Here is an 18,735-nt window from a genome sequence, read left to right on the forward strand (position 1 = left end):
TCAGTCGCGAGCGTTTGGACTAGCTTGACATTCGGACTTTTGAAGAAATTCGAAAGTGCTCGGAGCCATTCCCATCGTCTCGAATGCGTTCTGCTCTCCTCCGAAACCGCAATTCTCTCCTACTGCTATCATGTGTCTGTAGGCGACCAAAGACATGGGACCGTACTCTTCGAAGATGTTGTAAACATTGGAGAGGGCCGTCACGTCGACGAGCTCGCCGGCGATTTGTACGAGCACCGTTTCCCCATCCACGGTCAGTCGGTTAAGCTTCGGAATGTCGTTTTCGTCGGCGATCAGGAAGCTCCACCCGTCGCGCCTGCGGGCGACGGGAAACCCCGTCGGGCCGGACTCCTCTTTGTACGCCGCGGACGCCTCGTAGTAGTAGGACCGCAGCCACAGGCTCTCGCCGTTCACGTCGGCGAGGTCGAGCGTGTAGTTTGTCAGCAGGTTCCCGGACTGGGGGACGCCGTCTACCAGGTGGTCGGTGTCGAACACGTCGATACGGCCGCCTTCGTAGTACGCCTTGAGGATCATCTGCCCTTCTCCTCCGTCCTGCCTTGCGATCGCTTGGGGGCCGGCGGCAGGCCGGAGCGGGCGTCCCGGCCGCCCTCCACGCTCCTTCCGATGCCCCGGACGCCTGCCGCGCCGTCCCGAACGCCTCTCGCGCTCGCGGGCTTGCGAAGGCGCACTTCGGGCCTCCGCTCCGGGAGGATGCCCGCCGCCCTCGCGTAGCCGGCGATCGCGGCGGCGTCATGCGAGCCCGCCGACGGGTTCCGCTCGGCGAACGCGTCGAGGTCGGCAAGGGTCGTCGCCCTCGAGACCTCGATGAGGGCGACCGCCTCCGACAGCAGGCCCAGCTCATCCAGGTTCCCCACCCCGACCGCGCGCCGCGCAATGTCGGCCACCCTGCGCCCGCCCTCGTCGGCAAGCCTGCCCATGCCTCCTTCGCGCAGCAACGGCTCGAGCCGTTCGCGGCCGTAGGACAACCCGAGTCGCTCCCCGCTCACGCGGCGCGTCGGGTGCTCCGCGAGCGCGTAGATCCAGTCGCGTCGCGGCGTTTTCGGCGAGTTGTCGGAGACGGTGACGCCAAGGGCGGCGAGGATGCCCCGGAACTCTCCCTCGCTGCGCGCTGCGGCGCGGGCGACGCGCACGCGGGCGCGGATGTCGGCCGTCCAGGAGTAGTCGCCCCGGTCGAGGATCTCCCTCTCCGCCCGTCGAACGTATTCGCTACGGTGCGTCGCGGGCCGGGCGCGCGGGCTGTGCCTTTCCGCGCGGGCAACGACGCCCTTTGGCTCGGGAGGCTTGAGCGCGCTAAGCCCCCTCTCTTCCGCCATCCTCTGGAGCGACGAGGCGAGCGCCTTCGGGTCGGGGTCCTGCAGGCGCCGCCCCGTCTCCAGGTTCGTGTTGTTCACCACCACGTGGGCGTGCGGGATGCCGTGCTCGTTGTCGTCGTGGTAGACGATGGCCGCCTCGTAATCGGCGAAGTGCTTGCGCGCCCATGCGGTTGCCAGGTCGCGCAGGGCCTCGAGCGCGATCCCGTCCTTCGGGTCGGGCGACACCACGTAGTGCTTGTAGGTGCGCACGCGCTTCCCGCGCCAGGGCAGGTCGTTGCCGAACGCGCGGCGCGTGGAGTCCATGGCCCTCGCCCAGTCGAAGGGGCGCTCCCCGTCACCGGGGACAGGGGCGTCGATGTTGAGGAAGTCGCTCGCGAGCGCGCGATTCTTCTTGGTGAGGTAGCGGAAGATGCCGCGCGCGGAGGTGTGGCCGGAGATGGTCTTGAGCATGGGCACGGCGGCTCACCGCCCGAGGTAGGCGAGCGCCGATTCCGAAAGCGCCGCCGCCTCTTCGCGCAGCGCCGCCACGCCCGGCTGCATGGCCTCCAGCTTGAGCCGCGCGCGCTCGAGCTCCTCGAGGACGTCGGCGGCGTCCATGTCGTTGGCGCGCAGGTAGTAGGCGATGGCATTGAGCGCGTGCACGGCCTGGTTGTAGTGGTGGCCCCATCGCGTCATCTCGCGGGAGAGCTTCGCGACGGTCGCGCGATCCACCACGACGAGGCGCTCACCGCCCTCGATGCGATCGGAGGGGAGCTGCAGGAGCGCGCGCACGAGGTCCGACAGGGTCAGCCCGCGCGCAGCGGCCAGGCGCCTGGCGCGGACCATCTCATCCTCGGACATGCGGATGTGGAGCTGCTTCGGATGCCTTTCCAACGGGCTGCCCGCCTCTCGGAGGTTTGCGTTTCGAGGCTCTTCCGACGCACAGGGGCGCGGGGGATCCCCCGCAGAAGCATAGCCGAGCGCAAGGCGAGGCGTGCGGGCCCAGGGCCGCGACGGGGACGTCCGTCCCCGTCGCGATGACGACGGCCCGGCTCGCCCGGGCCGCCCGCCGGGGGCCTCCCCGAGCGGCCGCCAAGAGCTGTTCCGTGTGTTGTGTACACGGAACAGGCCTCTTGCTTGGCTGCGGGAAACTTGGAGTGGTTCTTCAGCTATGGGCACAACCACTTGAAAGCGATGGTGCCCTGACGGGCCGATGCGCCCTATCGCAAAGATTCTAGGGCGTCTTCAAGGTCGTTCGAGCATTCGCCCAGCGCGTCGACCACTAGGTGAACGATGCTCCGGCAGCGGTCGGCATCCTCGCCGTCTTTGCCTTGGAGCATTATCAAGACCGCGTCGAGTGCGCTTGACGCGCAACAGAGGACGTTGACCGCATCGTCAACGACTCGTGTAAAAGCATCCTTGTTGCGTGCGCCCGCATGTTTAACCTTCCGTGAGTTCTTCATAGTCGCAAGTTCCTTCTCTATGGTGGTGGTCGCTTGATTGCAAAGCCCTCCGTCCGCATGGCCGGAGGGCTCGCCCCTCGCGGGGCCAGGAGGTCTAGGCGGCCTCCGGGAGGGCTCGGTCGGAAAGCTCCTCGCACATTGAGTTGATGTGGTGGCGGATCATCGCCCGGTCTGGCGCGATGGCCACCATCCCGATGTCGTCGAAGCGGACCGGTACGTCCACCACGTCGTACTCGGCCAGGTAGGCCAAGGCGACCAGCTCCCGCTCGGTTCGCTCGGCAGCGTCTCGGCGCTCGGAGGGGAATCCCGACTCGGCTCCTGAGCGGGCGCGCACCTTCACGAACACGAGCGCCTCGCCGTCCTTGGCCACAATATCGGCCGTTCCCGCCTTGCTCTTCCAACTCGTCGCTAGGATGTCGTAACCCCGGCGGGAAAGGAAGCGGCTTGCTGCTTGCGTTGCGCTCACCTTGAGCTCTTTCATGGTAGACCTCCTGTTCGTTTCGGCCGGTCCCTTCGACCCGCCTCGTGTCCCGGATGCCGTCGGGAACCGCACGGGCGCGCAAGGGAGGAAGCGAAACCCGGAGGGCTTCGAGTTTTCAGGCTTTGTGGTGGACGGCCCTGAAAAGTTTTCGCGGCCCTTGCGCGCCCGTGCGGTTCTCGACGAGGATGCGGGATCGGAGGCGGGAGGGGCGGCTGAGGAACGGAAGGGCGACGAGAGTCGGGGAGGCTGCGCCAAGTACTCAGAAGCGTGTTGCAACGTCGCTCGAACATGAGGAGAAGAAAGGCGAAGAGAGAGCCCGCCGGTCGCAGGGGCCGACGGGCTCGTTCGCGTGCCGGGAGAACGTCACTCCCGCGGCTTGATGCGGGCGACGTCGCCGCGCACGTAGTTGTTGGGGTTCCAGCTGAAGTCGCCGTCGTGGTCGTACCGGGCCGCGTAGGGCATGTCCGGGTAGGTGACGTCCTTCCGGCCGTCCGGCATGTCGACCCACACGGCGATGCCGGCCCCGTCAGGCTGGCCGAAGCCCACGACAGGGAAAGCCTCCCACTTCTCGCCCTCGCCGTCGCGCAGCCACACCTCGTCGCCGAGCTTCAGCTCGCTCGCGGGCACCTCCACCGAGTCCAGGAACCCCCCGAGCCGCAACCGTTCCGGCATGGCCTCGTCGAAGGCCCGCAGCATCTCGTCGAAGTCGTACACGAGCTGCTCCTCGCAGCCGCCGCACGTGTGGATGCGGTCGACGATCCTCCAGCCTTCGATGACGTAGATGCCGTTGTCGCCGGGGTCCATGCGCCTGTCGGTGGTGTACCCGCCCAGGCCGAGCGAGAGCGATCCCCCGAAGAAGTTGCCCATCACCTGGCACAGGCGCGCCCAGCCGTAGTCGTCCTCGCTCGGCGGGCGGTAGCCTTGCAGCTCGCAGTACCTGAGCAGCGGGCCCACGGTGTCGCGCCCCCCGTTCCAGTGCAGGTAGAGCCCGAACTTGCGCTCGCGCGTGGTGATGATGGCACTGTTTCCCATGACAGCCTCCTGTTGCGTCGCGGCGCCCCTCCTTTTCCGGGGCGCCTCCTTGGGTCCTGCGTCCGCCCGGGGCCGTGCCGGAGCGCAAGGGGGCAAGCGAAAACCGCAGGCCTGAGCTTCCGGTCGCCTTAGTGGTTTTCCAGCGGAAGGTTTTTCGCGTCCCTTGCGCTCCGGCACGGCCTCGGGCAGCATGCGACCAAGGTGGTGTCCGGGAGAAGGAGGGGCCGGGTCGAGAGGAGTGCGGAGGAGGACGGGGGCCGCCCGCGAGTCAGACGGCCCCCAGTCGGGAGCGGTTAGGCCGCCATCGCCACGGGCTCGATCACCTCGTCGGCGTCGAACGGCGGCTCATCGTCACCGATGCCTTCGGGCCAGACCTCCTCGGCGTCGTCCTCGTCCGCCTCGTCATCGGCGAAGAGCTCGCGCAGACGCTCCATGAGCTCCCGCTCGTCGGGCGTGTCCTCGAAGCCGGCCACGGCCAGGACGTCGTCGTGGAAGGACGTGAACGAGAGGATATCGTCCACGTCGTAAGCCCATGGCTGGTAGCCCTCCTTCAGGATGTGGCTCGAAAGGCACGGCACGCATTCCGGCACGGTGCGCATCAGCACGAACTGATCGAGCGCCTTGCCCCTCGGCTCCTTGAAGCCGGCCCAGGCGTCGTCCGGCTCGCACTCGTAGCGCGCCTCGAACATCTCGTGCGCCCACTGCCGCAGGCCCGCATGGCCCTTGCCGGGGAACTTGGGGAAGGCAGCCTGCACGAACTCCAGGACATGGCCCTGATAGGCATCGAGCACCGCCGCGCGCTTCATGTAGGCTTCCTCGGCCGCGACTTCCTCGGCGCTCGGCTCGTGCACGTGCTCCGCGTCGTCGCAGTAATAGCTGGCACTTGCCTCGCCGTAATAGCTGGCTCTCACCACCGCGACCATCCCCGCATGTCCGCATTCGCCGTCGCACCAGTGCATGCCCTCGACGTCGCGGCGCTCCACCACCTTGACCCCCTCGGTGGCGAGCTTCTCCGAGAGCTCCTCCACGCTCGCGCGGCCGCGCGCCTTGCGGCAGACCTCCATGCGCTCCCAGTAGCTCTTCTTGGAGAACACCGCCACCACGTCGTCTTCGGTCAGCACGTCGTCGTACTCGCCGATGAGCGCCACCGCGTCGAAGTCGAGGTTCACGGCGTCCACCGGGACGAGCTTGGAGCCTCGCACGTACGCCTCTGCCTTGTCCTCGTCGATGTCGGCGCTCACGGCCGCGTCGGCCACCGGCACCCCCAGCGCGAGCATCGTCTGGACTCCCTGGCCGCGCTCGGCCTCGGTGAGCTCCTTGCGATGGTTGTTCTCGGCGTTGAGCACCTGCGCGATGCGCGCGTCGTCCCAGCCGTCCATCACGTAGGCGTCGGCCTCCGCGAGCCCGAGCTTCCTCATGGCCGCCGTGCGGCGGTGCCCCGCGACGAGCTGGTAAGTCTCGCCGTCGGCCACTACGATGAGCGGCGTGATCTGCCCGTTCACCTCGATGCTGCGGGCGAGCCCCGAGACGTCGCCCAGGTCCTTGCGGTTCTGGTGCTTGCTCTCGATGCACTGGGAGAGCGGGATCTTCGTCGTCTCCATGTTCATGACCTCCTTCTCGGTTCGGTCCCGCCCCCTCTGGGCGGGCCTTGCGGCCCGTGCTCCGGCCGGGGTTCGGGAGGCGCGCCAAGGGAGGAAGCGAAACCCGCCAGGGCGGAGAGTTTCCGGGAGGGCTTGGGAGGGGGCGGCGTCTCTCGGAAAGTTTTCGCGGCCCTTGCGCGCCTCCCGGTTCCCGGCCGAGCATGCGGGCTCCAAGGACGCCGGGGGCGGGGCGAGAAGGAGGTCGGGGAGGCGACGGAGAGGCGCCCGTTCGCAGGCGCGTCGCACGCTTGCCCCGGAACCGCTCCGAGGGCTAGAGTCGGGTCGGTGCAATCGAGGGAAGCGAGGGCTGTCATGAGGAAGGCGAGCGCCGTCTACGTGTCGGGAGAGTCGTTCGACATGAGGATGAACAGCACGGCCACGATCGAGGACGTGGACGGCTCGGCGCTGGAAGCCTACGCGCGGACCGTCGGCTCCGAGCCGAGCATAGGGCTTCTGGCCGAGCGCGGCTTCCTCGCGAGGGGCCGGCTCACGAACGCCGGCGTCCTGCTGCTCGCGTCGGAGCCGGGTCGGCATATCGCGCGGAGCGAGATCGTGGTGGAGGCGCGCTTCGGAGCCGGAGGAGGGCGTCGTCATTGCGAGGGGAAGCGGCTCGACCGCGTGTTCGATATGCCCCTCGTGCTTGCGCTGCCGGCCGTCAGGTCGTACGTCGCCGAGTTGCTCGGGCCGGGGTGGGATGCTGGGAGCGAGCGAGGAAGAGGCTATCCCTGCTATGCGTGGCTCGAAGGGCTCGTGAACGCGGTCGCCCACCGGGACTACGGGATGCGGGGCGACCCGACGAGCCTGAGCGTCTTGGAAGGAAGGATCGAGGTGACCAGCGCGGGAAGGCTGCCTTGCATGATGACGCTCGAGAACATGCGCGGGTCGCGTTATTCGAGGAACCCGGTGCTTACCCGGGCGCTCACGGAGCTGGGCTGGATGCGAGAGCTCGGCGTGGGGGTGGAGGGCATCTACGCGGCGATGGGCGAGCCCAACGTCCGCTACGACGAGATCTCCGCACCCGAGGGGGACTACCTCAGGCTCACGCTCATGTCACGAAAATGATGCAATATTCGTGACGTCGGAACCTGCCGAGAAACGCTCTCGGCATGCTGTGGTGCAAGCCAAAGATAGTGCGAATACGTCTTACTTTTGGCATGTCGAAGAAGCCCATGTTATCCGGCCATGCAAAAGCGTCAGCATCAAGAGCGCGGCAGAAAGGTTCCTAGCATATGCAACAGTCGACCATTGCGAAGTTAAGAGCAGCTCTTAACTGCCCTTAAATTGGACTCTCCTCTTCTCCTTCGACTCGCGCACAAGGCGATGATGAAGGCGTTCGCGCTTGTCCGCATCGGGGAGAGGCATCCCCAACGTGGCGAAGGTATGGACGGGTCCCAAATATGGAAAGCTGTTGTGACACAAAGAGCTGCAAAGTGCTCTTAACAGCTCTTAACAGCTCTTAACTTTGGCTCTTTGCCCCTCCGGTGTTCCAGCGGCAAAGTAAGCGATACGAGCAACGCTACCTCACATCATCGAGAAGGCGGTAGGTTCGGTTCTTGTTCGCTCCCTCGGATATGATGATACCTCTCTCCGACAACCTCTTCAAAACCCTCCTGACCGTTCTGTCCGATATTCCCGTCTCGGTTGCAATCTCCGTTGTTCGTGCAGATTCTCTCTTGGAAAGATATTCGCAAACCTTCATTTCCGTTGCAGAAAATGAAGGACGCAGCTTGTCGGAATCGGCCATTATCGGCCAGTTATCGGCCATTATCGGCCAGTTATCGGCCATGCTGTCCGCGAAGGCGTCGCTGCGGTGGAACACGAGCTTGGTGCCCTCGGGAACCCTCACGTACTCGATGCGCACGCCGGCCTCGTCGCACAGGTCGCGCATGCGGGGGATGCCGGTGCCGTACGCCTCGATGTCGCCTGAGCGGTACATCGCCTGCGCGATGAGCTTGTTGCGTCCTTGCGACGACACGCTCTCGCCCGACAGGTGCTCCTCGGGATCCTGCCCCTCGACGAACCAACCGAGGCTCAGTATCTCCACGGCGTCGTTGAATATGTCTATCTGCACGCATCCTCCGAGCGTCCAGTCGCAGTGCGCGTAGGCGTTCATGAGCGCCTCCTTCACCGCCAGGGTGGGCAGCTCGGGTATCTCGTCGCGCGGGCCGCTCTCGTTGATGACGAAGCGGCGGCGCGTGTTGTTCAGGATGTAGGCGCGCGCCTTGTCGACCAGCTCGAACACCGTTCCGCTCTCCTGGTGCAGATCGAGTATCTCGGTGCGGGCGTGCGTGGCCAGGATGCCCATCTTCAACCGGACGTAGCGCGATTTGCAGAACAGGGCGTCGGCCGCGTTGGTGAGCGTGCCGTCGTCGCAGAGAAGACCCAGGCGGGAGAGCGCGTCATGCGCGTCGGCGTAGTCGAACGGTATCCGTCCGCGCTTGCGGCCGCGCTCGACGTAGGCGCGCAGCACGTCCTCCTTCACGTCAGCCGCCGTCCTGCCCGAGCTCCGCTCGTCCCAGGGGAACTTCCGGTTGATGCGCTCCGTCATCATCGACTCGATCTGGGCGGCCGTCATGGCCACGTCCTCGTCGGCCACGCGGATGCAGTACGCTCCTTTGCACGCGTAGGGCCGGTCATCCCCCTCGAACGAAACTCGGATGCAAGAATGGCCTTCTCCATCGTCGAACTCCTCCACGACGGGGTAGATGCGCGGCTCGATCGAATTGCCCAAGGTCTGGCTGATCTGCCTGAGCGTCGATTCTGCGACATCTTGGCCGCACGCGTCGCCGTTCGGCTTCACGCCGAAGTACAGCTCGCCCCGCCCGTGCTTGTTCAGGATGGCGGCGACGGACACCGCGCCCTCCTTGAGCTCTGAGGTCGATTTCTTGAACTCGACCTGCTCCGTCTCGTGGCCGAGGTTCATGGGACCACGTTCCTTTCTGCGTTAGTTTGTCGCATTATAACGCTCGGCAATGACTCGTCATAGAAGGCGGTGATCTTCTTTGATTCGTTTTCGAGCGGGTGGCTTCCTCAAGGCTCTGATGACCGACATCCTTTTTGCACCCTTAGATCACCTGGATGGCACGACAGCGATGCCTACACGAATATATAATGATGAAATACGAAACACAATGCTATCTAGGATGGCGATGGGCTTGAAAGAGACAATCGACGGTGACGAGATCACTTCTGCACAAGAAGCGATAAAGAGAATCGTAGAGCAACCGGTCGAGGAGCTTTTGTTCGATAACTCCATTCCGACAATCGCCGACTGCTCAGATTCAAATAGGGTTTTCAAGGGCAGGCTGTCGATTTTGTTCGTAGACATAAGGAAATCAACGGATCTGGCTGACAACACCGACCCGAAAACAATGGTTAAGGTGTATCGGGCGTTCATGAGACTCGTTTTGCAATGCGTACGATACAGCGGCGGCTTTACAAGGCAATTTGCCGGTGACGGTATCATGGGCGTCTTTGCAGAAGGCGACGAGGGCGAGGTGATGCCGAGCTCGCAGGAAAAGGCCGTATCGGCCGCTAGGCAGATGGTCACCCTGATCGACTATTGTCTCAATCCTGCATTGGACGGCAGCTTTGACGGCATTCGCATAGGATGCGGCATAGGCGTTAGCACAGGCGAGGTCATGATAACCAAGGTAGGGATGCGCGGTCGAGAAGCGGATGACGCCGTTGAAAACGAGATGGGCGTCGTATGGGCTGGCAGCGTGACGAACTACGCCAGCAAGTACTGCAGCCTCGCCCAATCCGGTGAGATATTTATCGATGCGGAGACCCTTTCGGTTCTTTCCGAGAAAAGCGACTGGGAGGAAACGGCTCGTACGAAGGGCGGCAAATTGTTCCGTGGCTATGCTTGGAGAAATGCGTACTGTGAGCTTCCCGAAGGCTTTGCATTGGTTCCGTGCAAAGCCGAAATTGAGGTGCATAAAGAATCATTTGCCCAGGATATTATGAAAGAACTGCGGAGCGAGGCGATGACGCTGGTGGACGACATCGCTGCCAAGTCATCGGAGCTTGCTACCGCAAAAGCCGCAACGGAGCAGGAGCAGCAAGCTGCCGCAAGCGCAAAGGAATCCGACGAGAGGGAAAGGCGGAGCGTTCGTGCTGAGAAATATCGAAACGAATACGAGGTGATCAAGAAGTTTTTCTCGTCGATGTGGTGCAAAAACGATGCGATAAAAGCTTCTGGGCTTAGATTTTGGCAGGAGATGCTGGATAGGGCATACAAGTGTGCCTCAGAATGCGGCATCTCCGAAGAAAGCGTGACTGACTATTTTGCGATGTACATGAGCAGGACTTATTATCTTTTCGAAAAGTACGAAGATGCCTACGACATGTATTGCCATCACGCAAGGTGTGATTCGTGGATTAGCTATTACTTCGTGCAGGGTATGATTGAAAAGTCGGGGCACTGGATTGCTTTGCGCGATATCGTAAAAAGTCGGATCGACGATGACGATTCCTTTGGGGAGGCAGCTGCCGTTCTCAAGAAGATGGGCAAGTGGGAATAATGTATGAAAAGGGAGAAGGAAGCCTGGAAAAAGAAGACCTGTACGCGATTCTTGAACGGAATTCGCAGTGGATCGTTTCGTGCGATACCAAGGCTTCGATAATGATCGGTGGCGTTGCTGCGCTAGCTGGGATCGGCTTGGCATTTGACTACGTGAACTTCATAGTGGGGACAATAGCCTTCATGAGCCAAAGCAACGGCCTTTGGTCGATTCTGTATCTCGCATTGCTTTCGGTATCGGGTGCTTCGATAGTTGCCGGATTGTTCTGTTTGATCTCCGTATTGCGAGCAAGGCTCAAACCGGAGGAATACGAAAGCCGAGGTCTAATAACGGATTCCCTGTTGTATTTCGGCTCTATAGCCAAGAACTCATCGGTTAAAAAGTACTCCTCCAAACTCAAGGAGTGCAGTGAGAAGGGCTTGAGGGAAGAGATCATTTCGCAGATATACATCTGCTCCATAATCTGCCAGAAGAAATACAGGTGGTTCAACAACGGGCTATTGCTTTGCGTAATCGGCGTTGCTTTATTTGCCTTGCTGTCTATTGTCGGTACCTCTGTCATCTAGGCCCCTTCCCACGCGCCCTCCAGGTCGGCGGCGCAGGCTTCCACTATGCAGCGGACGGCGGAGAGCTCGGAGGCGGTCACCTGGCGGACGTCGGCCTTGTCCTCGAGCATGGCGAGGATGGATGCGGCGCCCTCCAGCTTCTCGGAGGACCGCACGATTGCGGCCACGGCTTCTTCGGGTAGAGTGGTCTGCGTGATGCCGGCCATGGGGCTTCCTTTCGTCGGGCTTTCCACTGAGGAAGCGACGGCCCCTTGTGAAGGAAAAGAGAGGCATCCACCTCAGTTGTCACCCTGTGGGAAATGTACGCCAAATACCCAAACGGCAGATGCCCCTCTGCTCGGTATTTGGCGTAGGTATTCAGTTAGGGTGACCAGTTCATTATACGCATCGTCCGGCCCGGCGGCGGGAATGCACACCTTCCCCAGACGGCCAGGGTCGGCGGCGCGACGAGGGGGGGGGGCGGGTAGTGCACCTCCGGCCGTCCGCCTTCCTCACATGAATCGGAACACGGCCCGGAAGAGCCACTTCACGAACCTCCATGCCGTTCTCATGCCATCACCCTCCTTCCATAGGGGTTCGGTCCCTTCGCGACGACGGCCTCGCGCGTCTCCTCGAAGCCGGCGCTCGGGCCTCGGAACAGGTTGAGCACCTTGAGGTAGCGATCGTAGCGCTCCTGGCAGGCTTGGAGGTAGCGTGCGTAGTGCGCGTCCTTCTCGCACGCCTTCATGACCTCCGTTTCCGGGGTGCCGCGGTCGACGGCGTAGAGTTGGGAGCGCACGACCGCGCGCCTCGTCTCCACCCGCCGCCAGAGCTTCGCGAACTCGGGGTCGGCCTGTGCCAGCCCCACCATGTCGAGCGGGCCGCCGTCGACATCGAGCAGATCCGGCGGTATGGGCTCGTCGGAGTAGGCGCTCAGCCCTCCCTCCCCCTCGATCCAGCGGGCGAGGTTCTTCGCGAGCGCCGGATCGTCGCCGTTGCGCAGCCAGTAGCTCTTGGCGTAGGCGGCGTAGGCGTCGACGATCTGCCCGGGCGAGAAGCCCTCGGCCACCCGGCGCTCCCAGGCGGCGAGGCAGTCGCGCTTGAACCGAAGCGACGCCACCGGCTTGATGGACATGGCGCACAGGCGCTCGAACGCCTCGGGGAACTCGCCTTTGCGGTAGGGAACGAACCCGGCACCCCCGTCCGGCGCGCCACCCTCGGGGGGACAAGAGGGGGGCTTTTTATCGTCATGGGGCCCTTTATCCGATGAGTAATTTATAGGGGCCGGTTTCCCAGATGTGGCTTTTCCAGATACGGATTTTCCCGTTCTGGCGACGATCTGGGCTTTCTCGGGGCCGTCGGCGCACTCGCCTTCCTCCGGGGCCTCCGGCTCGCTCTCCACGTTGGCCGGAGGCTCGCGAGAGAACTCGGAGAGCACGGCGAAGCCATCGGCCTTCAGCTCGGCCGCCACCTCCGCGCGCATCGCGGGGTCGTCGAGGGTCACCCACGTGGCCTCCTCGGCCGTCACGAACCGCCCGTTGCCGCTGCGCTTGCGCGCCCGGATGATGTAGCCGGCCGCCTCGAGCTCCTTGATGCCGGCGGTCACCGCGTCCACGCCGTCGCGCACGAGCGTGGTAAACCCCCGGATGGTGAACACCCACTCCGGATTGTTCTCCAGTGAGCGGATCTGGCAGTATATTCCCTTGGCCTTGAGGCTCAGTGCATGGTCGAAGAACACCGTGTTCTCCACGTGGGTGAACGAGCCCTTGCCCCGGTGAGTGACGTTGCCCATCATGCACCGCCCGTCCCGTCGCGACGGCGCTCGGCCTGCTCCAGGAGCTCCAACGCACGGACGATGCGGGACTCGATCTCGTCCTTGGTCGCGGCCGGGCGGAAGAACCGGGCGATGCTCCTCTTGGGGATCTTGAACTGCTCGACCTGGTTGGGCTTCTCCTCCTCCATGACGGAGCGCACGAGCGCGGGTGTGAGCGCGCCCTCCTTGGAGTAACGCTTCATCTTGAGCGCCTGGGCGTGCGAGGGCGTGCAGGCCTGCGCCTCCATGGCGTCGACGAGCTGCTCCTGCTCGCCGTGCGAGAGGTAGCTGATCTCGACGGCGGGGAGCATCTTCATGCGCCCCTCGTCGACCAACCGGAGCAGTTCGGGGACGAGGAAGGTGAGGCGTACGAAGCGCTGCACCTTGTCCTTGCTCACGCCGAGCTCTTCGGCCAGAATGTCCCTCGACCTCCTGCCGTCCAACTTGTGCGCAAGTTGCGCACAAGCTAGGTCGGTGCGCTGTCCTTGGCGCTTCATCGCCTCAAGTCGCATCGAATAAGCGAACGCCCGCTCGCTCGGCAGGACGGTCTCCCTCTGCATGTTGGAATCGACCATGGCGATGGTCGCCTCGTCGTCGCCCAGGTCGCGCACCACGCACGGCACCTCGGCGAGCCCGGCGAGCTCCGCCGCCCGCTTGCGCCTGTGCCCGCTCACCAGCCCATAGCAGCCGGCTCCGAGGGGCCTCACCGTGAGGGGCACGAGGATGCCGTTTGCCGCCACGCTCTCCGCGAGCCGGGCCATCTCCTCGTCGTCGGAAACCCGGAACGGATGGCCCGGGAAGGGCTCCACCGCGCCCACGGGGACGAGGATCACACGCTCCGAGCGCTCGGCCTCGCGCTCCTCCTGCGACGTGAAGAGGCTGTCCACCGAGGGCAGCTCTATCGCCGCTATCTTCTTCCTAGCCATGGCGCAGCACCTCCTCGGCGAGGCGCGCGAAGGCCTCGGCCGCCTTGCCGTCCGCGTCGTAGGAGAAGATGCTCGTGCCGGACGCGGGCGACTCCGCCGCCGAGACCGCGCGGGGGACCACCGTGTCGAACACCCGGTAGGTGCCCCCGAACTGCCCGCGCACGGTGCGCTCGACCTCGCGCGCGAGGTTGTTGCGGCCGTCGAAGAGCGTGACGAGGATGCCCTCGACCTCGAGCGAGGGGTTGATCTGCCGCCTGACCCGCTCGACCGACTTCAGCAGGTCCGTCATGGCGGAGGCGGGGAGGAACTCGGCGGACACCGGTATGAGCACGCCGTCTGCGGCCGCGAAGGCGTTGACGGGAATGATCCCGAGCGAGGCCGGGCAGTCGACGAAGAGGTAGTCGTAGCCCTCCTTCAACGACGACGCCCACGTCCCCAGCAGCCGCTCGCGCGACATCGCCATGAACATCGCCATCTCCATCCCGGCGAGGTCGATGTTGGCGGGCATGAGGTCGACGCCCTCCGCATGCCGGAGGATCCCCGCCCAGGGATCGGGGTCATTCCCGTCGATGGCGGCTTGGATGTGGTTCGCGAGCGTGACGTCGAGAGAATCGGGGTCCGCCCACCCGAGCGACTTGGTGAGATCGCCCTGCGGGTCGGCGTCGACCAGCAGCACGCGCTTCTGCCTCCGCGCGAGCGCGACGCCCAGGCTCAGGGTCGTGGACGTCTTGCCCGTGCCGCCCTTCTGGTTGGCCACCGCGATGATCCTGCATGGCATGGCCTGCCTCCGTTTCCGCGGAAAATCCGCATTCGGAGGCCAGACGGGCCCGCGCTGCCGCGCGCAGGCCGCACGTTTCGGAAAAGTACTGGAAACGTACTGGAAAATTCGGGGTTTCACGGAGAACCAAGAGAGGAGAAGAGTTTCCCGAGTTTCAAAAAACAACGTTCTGAACTGGGGGTTTCTCGATCACGCGTTTCGCGTGTTTCGCGGGGCTTCACCATGTCAACAGCTTGGGAAGCTCAAGTTCTACCATTGAACCACGCCCGCAATCAAGCGAATGACAGTATAGCGTATCGCGCAGCTTTGTCACCGGAAATCCTCCTCAAGTCCATGCTTTTCCCTGCCGTTCACGAGTCCCGGGACGAGCCTGCCGACGTACCGGTCCGCGAGCCCCCTCGTGGTGGCTGGGATGAACCCGACGTACAGGTCGAGCGTGTAGGACGCGTCGGCGTGCCCGAGAAGCGCCGACACCGTCTTGATGTTCTCGCCCCGGGCGAGGTTGATGGTCGCGAACGTGTGTCGGAGGGCGTAGGGCCGCGTGCCGGCGAACCCCGCTTTCCGGACGAACGCGTTCCATCTCTTCTTGAACGAGTTGTAGCTCCAGGGGTTGCCTGTCTCGCCCAGAAGCGGCGTCGAGCTCCTAAGGACGAGCCCCATCTCGTCGAGCGCGCGCCTCTTCTCCTCGATCCACGCCTCCACGACCGACGCCGTGTACCTGTCGAGCGGGACCGTGCGCATCGAGCTGTCCGACTTGGTGTAGTTCTCTATCCTTCCCGCGCGCAGGGCCGCCACGATCCGCATCTGCGCGTCTTCCCCCTCCTCTGCGGGGACGAAGGTCCCGACGCGCTGGGCGAGCATCTCCTCGGGGCGCATGCCCGTGGAGAACAGGATGAGCACGGCCACCTTGGTCATGTCGAGGGGGAGGGACGACGCCTCCTCGAGGAACGCCTCTGCCTCGTCCTCCATCAGCGGGTCGATGAGAGGTCTGCCCTTCCTGAAGCCCTTGGAGAGGAAGCGCTTCTTGGCGACGTTGCGCCCGACGTGCTCGCGATCGACGGCATCGTTGAGGACCTCGCGCACGAACTTGAGCACCTTGGACTGCATCGCCGGCCCGGCGACGCGTACGGGCGAGAAGGGGGCCCTCCTCTTGAGCCTCCCCTCCTGCCGCAGCCTCTCCCTGTTCTCCTCCTCGCGTCTCCTCTTCTCGAGCGCCCACTCCTCGGACAGGCGGGGCACCGCGAGCACGCACCGCTCGACGTCCTCGGCGACGAGCTCCTTCAGGGGAATCGACCCTATCGTCGCCTTGGCGTACTTCAGGTAACGCCTTTCGTTGGCGGTCGACGCGGGGGAGATCACCCCGACTCGGCGCTCGACATACCGCTCCGCGTACTCCCCGAAGGGCATCGCTGCCCAGGCGGCGGCGTCGAGCGAGCCCCCGCCCCGTGCCTCGAGCGCGAGGTCGAGGACCGCGTTCTTCTCCTCCTCGAACGCGCGGACCTGCCCTTTGAGGTCGATCTTCTTGTTGAGGGCGAACACCACGCGGGTGAGTTTCTTCTTCCCGCCGAAATGACGACGGTGCTCCTCGGGGATGCGGATGGTGAGCTCGTAGGCGGTGGTGCGCGAATCCTTGCGCTTTCACCGCGGCGTGCCGCGCCTCGCGGCCGCCTCGTCGAGGTTGTATGGTTTGTCGCAGTGAAGCAGCTGCATGGGTTGTCGTTCGTCAAGCGGACTGCAGGCCCTCGCGGCCCTCGTCCTTACACAGGTAGTTCAGCAGGGCGAGCTTCGGCACGAGCCACTTCTTGCCGACGCGGCAGCCCTTGAGCTCACCGCGGGCGAGGAGGCGGCGCACCTCCTGGCTGGTGGCGCAGGTGAACTCCGCGACCTGGGCGGAGGTCATCATGTACGGGTAGTCCTCCAGCATGAAGAGGTAGAGCCCGTCCGGGTCGGCGGCGCGCAGTCGCTCCACGTCTATGCCGACCTCGCCGTGGATGTCGTTCATTTCGCTCTCCTTCTCTCGTTTCGGTCCCAATCGGGATGATGACCCGTTTCCAGCATGGCGCAACCCTGCAGGCGGCCCATCTGCACCGTTGCGCCAGGGTGCGGCGTGGAGTATGGACCACCGGTTTCTCGGCGCGCGCCTCATTTCTCGACAGCGTACACACATTGTTCGCGTTCGGCGCCGCAGACCCCTTTTCTCAGGATTTTTGTTCCGAATTGAGATACAGACGATCAGAGGCTATCCTGCTCATCAGGATGCTTGCATACTTTGATGGTGCGAGTTGCGGACATGCAAGAGCTACGCGTTTGGTTCGTTTTCAGCGGTGTTGGAAGTATCGGCTCAATGAAAAGCCAAGTCGACATTTTCGTAGACCGAAGTTTAGAAATGGCTTTTCTCGCTTGCACAGACATGGTGCATAAAAGCGTTTTGCTTGGGAATTCTAACGAAATAAATAACCACATAACGTAAATGCAGCCATAGATACAAAAGGAATCGAATGGCCAGAGAGGACTGCGCTTACCGATGGTCGATTCTTGACAGGCAAACTCAAGCCTCGTTAATATTACATGGTTTGCCAGACCGAATTAACAAAGGAGGGGTGTCGTGGTTGGTCTTTTCCGCACGTGGATGAGCGCCTAGAAAGCGGCGCTGTTGTGGCGTCGCGCTGTTTTTCTGCACGCCATTTCACGATTGGACATAACCATGATATTTGAAACCTCTCGGGGCAGGTCTGCTCTGCTGTGCCATTCATGGCAATTCAAGCTTTGTTTCGTATGGGGCGGGGAGCTCGTTTCGACATTGACGAGTTCGATTCTCCAGATGGGTCTTATTTGGCATCTCGCCCTCACGACAGGGTCGTCTTCTCTCCTCTCCTTAGCATCGCTGGCAGGCTTTCTGCCGATTGCTTTGTTCGGAATCCTTGCGGGCGCCGTTGTCGACAGACTGCCTTTGAAACGTGTCCTCATCGGCGCCGACCTCTTCATTGCCGCGGTGGGTGCCGCCTTGGCGATTGCCTCGTTGGCCGGCAGCTTACCTGCATGGCTAATTCTCATCGCCTTGTTTCTCCGTGCAGTTGGTACTTCGTTCTACACGCCAGCCTCCCAATCTCTCACGCCCCATCTCGCCCCACCGGAGCATCTCGTTCGCCTATCGGGGGTGACTCAGGCGATTCAGTCCGGCGGATACATTCTTGGCGCCGCGCTTGCAGCAGTGATTTATCCCGTGGCGGGCATTACCGCTATGATTGTCCTCGACGTGCTGGGAGCGCTTTTCGCTTCTTTAGCCGTCCTCGCCGCACAGATAGACGCAGGGGGCCTCGACGAAGCCGACCGCAGCTTGTCCTTTTCCAATAAGGTTCGAGAGCTCTTCTCTGAGATTTCGGACGGCTACAAGCTGATTAGGGGGTACAGGGGGCTGTTCGCCCTTCTTTGGTGCGGGTTCGTCTTCGCTTTCGCGTTCTCTCCGCTCGCGGCATTGTTCCCAATAATGACCTTGGGGCATTTTGGCGGTAGCACGGGGGATGCCGCTTTGGTGGAAATCCTTTTTTCTGCAGGCATGCTGGCTGGGTCCGGTATCTTGGCGGTTACGGGAGGGTTCCGCAATAGGTCGTTCACCATGGTCGCCGCGATTGCCGGCTTCGGCATTGCCGCAATCGTATCCGGATCGCTCGGCCCGTCATTGTTCGCTGCTTTCCTGCCGGTGAGCTTTCTTATGGGCGCATGCTCCCCGTTGTACGCGGGAACCCAGACTGCCCTTATGCAGGAGCAGATACCTCCTGAGTACCTAGGCCGCGTTTTCGGCCTCTACGGAACCATCATGGCTTGGGCCATGCCCATGGGCCTCGCAGCTCCCTCCGTTTTTGCGGATCTGCTTGGAGCTCCGTTATGGTTCGTCGGCTCTGGAGCGACCATGGTACTGCTTGCGATGGCTATGCTGCTTGCTCCGAGCGTCCGAAGCGCGGGGAAAAGAGATACCGGGCAGATTCAATAGCCCAAGTATTCGAAAAAAAAGAGGCAGCAGCCATCGGTTCAAGCGTCAGCCTTCAAGCCCTTGCGACGACGAGGTATTGCACTGACATCCCACATCGCGCTCCTTATTCGTCGCCAACTATCATTTTCGGATTTGCCGGCTTGCGCAAGGTCAAAACGCTCGCGCCGGCAATTGGGCAAAGGCGAAAAATCGACGTGAGCAATCTTTTTTGGCATGGCTGCGTTTCC

The 18,735-nt window shown here is 63.1% G+C and carries 18 protein-coding genes; 4 read left to right on the top strand and 14 right to left on the bottom strand.

Going from position 1 to position 18,735, the window contains the following annotated elements:
- From LB310_RS03525 to LB310_RS03555, 7 genes are all read right to left on the bottom strand, one after another.
- Nucleotides 1-534, bottom strand: coding sequence for a hypothetical protein (locus LB310_RS03525; RefSeq protein WP_301154532.1), 534 nt, complete (start codon nt 532-534; stop codon nt 1-3).
- Nucleotides 531-1,784 (bottom strand): relaxase/mobilization nuclease domain-containing protein, encoded by a 1,254-nt coding sequence (locus tag LB310_RS03530; protein ID WP_301154638.1) that lies wholly within the window; start codon nt 1,782-1,784, stop codon nt 531-533. Before LB310_RS03530 ends, LB310_RS03525 begins: the two co-directional genes overlap by 4 nt.
- 12 nt (nt 1,785-1,796) lie before the next feature.
- The gene (locus tag LB310_RS03535) at nt 1,797-2,174 is read right to left on the bottom strand and encodes a hypothetical protein (RefSeq protein ID WP_301154533.1); all 378 of its coding nucleotides are present in this window, start codon (nt 2,172-2,174) and stop codon (nt 1,797-1,799) included.
- Between the two features lie 359 nt (nt 2,175-2,533).
- Nucleotides 2,534-2,776, bottom strand: a complete 243-nt coding sequence (locus LB310_RS03540) for a hypothetical protein (RefSeq protein ID WP_301154534.1) — start codon at nt 2,774-2,776, stop codon at nt 2,534-2,536.
- A gap of 94 nt (nt 2,777-2,870) precedes the next feature.
- On the bottom strand, nt 2,871-3,257 hold the full coding sequence (locus LB310_RS03545; protein ID WP_301154535.1) for a YraN family protein: 387 nt from the start codon (nt 3,255-3,257) through the stop codon (nt 2,871-2,873).
- Between the two features lie 363 nt (nt 3,258-3,620).
- Entirely contained in the window at nt 3,621-4,289 is a 669-nt protein-coding gene (locus LB310_RS03550) for a hypothetical protein (protein WP_301154536.1), read from the bottom strand.
- 293 nt (nt 4,290-4,582) lie between these two features.
- Nucleotides 4,583-5,890 (bottom strand): ParB/RepB/Spo0J family partition protein, encoded by a 1,308-nt coding sequence (locus LB310_RS03555; protein ID WP_301154537.1) that lies wholly within the window; start codon nt 5,888-5,890, stop codon nt 4,583-4,585.
- A 351-nt stretch (nt 5,891-6,241) separates the two neighbouring features.
- Between LB310_RS03555 and LB310_RS03560 the strand changes: the two genes are divergently transcribed.
- Nucleotides 6,242-6,991, top strand: coding sequence for an ATP-binding protein (locus LB310_RS03560; RefSeq protein ID WP_301154538.1), 750 nt, complete (start codon nt 6,242-6,244; stop codon nt 6,989-6,991).
- Between the two features lie 454 nt (nt 6,992-7,445).
- Here the strand turns inward: LB310_RS03560 and LB310_RS03565 are convergent, their stop codons facing one another.
- Nucleotides 7,446-8,852, bottom strand: a complete 1,407-nt coding sequence (locus tag LB310_RS03565; protein WP_301154539.1) for an RNA-binding domain-containing protein — start codon at nt 8,850-8,852, stop codon at nt 7,446-7,448.
- A gap of 226 nt (nt 8,853-9,078) precedes the next feature.
- Between LB310_RS03565 and LB310_RS03570 the strand changes: the two genes are divergently transcribed.
- Nucleotides 9,079-10,455, top strand: a complete 1,377-nt coding sequence (locus tag LB310_RS03570; RefSeq protein ID WP_301154540.1) for an adenylate/guanylate cyclase domain-containing protein — start codon at nt 9,079-9,081, stop codon at nt 10,453-10,455.
- A complete protein-coding gene (locus LB310_RS03575; protein ID WP_301154639.1) occupies nt 10,455-11,021 on the top strand; it encodes a Pycsar system effector family protein in 567 nt (188 codons plus the stop codon). Before LB310_RS03570 ends, LB310_RS03575 begins: the two co-directional genes overlap by 1 nt.
- Here LB310_RS03575 and LB310_RS03580 read toward each other — a convergent pair.
- The 6 genes from LB310_RS03580 to LB310_RS03605 form a co-directional block, all read right to left on the bottom strand.
- A complete protein-coding gene (locus tag LB310_RS03580) occupies nt 11,018-11,227 on the bottom strand; it encodes a hypothetical protein (RefSeq protein WP_301154541.1) in 210 nt (69 codons plus the stop codon). The genes LB310_RS03575 and LB310_RS03580 overlap by 4 nt on opposite strands.
- A gap of 341 nt (nt 11,228-11,568) precedes the next feature.
- Nucleotides 11,569-12,795, bottom strand: coding sequence for a hypothetical protein (locus LB310_RS03585; RefSeq protein ID WP_301154542.1), 1,227 nt, complete (start codon nt 12,793-12,795; stop codon nt 11,569-11,571).
- Nucleotides 12,792-13,739: a ParB/RepB/Spo0J family partition protein gene (locus LB310_RS03590; RefSeq protein ID WP_301154543.1), complete on the bottom strand. Its 948-nt coding sequence runs from the start codon at nt 13,737-13,739 to the stop codon at nt 12,792-12,794. The genes LB310_RS03585 and LB310_RS03590 overlap by 4 nt, the downstream gene beginning before the upstream one ends.
- Nucleotides 13,732-14,517 (bottom strand): ParA family protein, encoded by a 786-nt coding sequence (locus LB310_RS03595; RefSeq protein WP_301154544.1) that lies wholly within the window; start codon nt 14,515-14,517, stop codon nt 13,732-13,734. The genes LB310_RS03590 and LB310_RS03595 overlap by 8 nt, the downstream gene beginning before the upstream one ends.
- A 309-nt stretch (nt 14,518-14,826) precedes the next feature.
- Entirely contained in the window at nt 14,827-16,059 is a 1,233-nt protein-coding gene (locus LB310_RS03600) for a site-specific integrase (RefSeq protein WP_301154545.1), read from the bottom strand.
- Between the two features lie 181 nt (nt 16,060-16,240).
- Nucleotides 16,241-16,519: a helix-turn-helix domain-containing protein gene (locus tag LB310_RS03605; protein WP_301154546.1), complete on the bottom strand. Its 279-nt coding sequence runs from the start codon at nt 16,517-16,519 to the stop codon at nt 16,241-16,243.
- Between the two features lie 702 nt (nt 16,520-17,221).
- Here LB310_RS03605 and LB310_RS03610 point away from each other — a divergent pair.
- Nucleotides 17,222-18,508: an MFS transporter gene (locus LB310_RS03610; RefSeq protein ID WP_123209656.1), complete on the top strand. Its 1,287-nt coding sequence runs from the start codon at nt 17,222-17,224 to the stop codon at nt 18,506-18,508.
- The last annotated feature ends 227 nt before the right edge of the window (nt 18,509-18,735 follow it).

This window comes from Gordonibacter sp. RACS_AR49, assembly GCF_030418435.1.
GTDB classification, from domain to species: Bacteria; Actinomycetota; Coriobacteriia; order Coriobacteriales; family Eggerthellaceae; genus Gordonibacter; species Gordonibacter urolithinfaciens.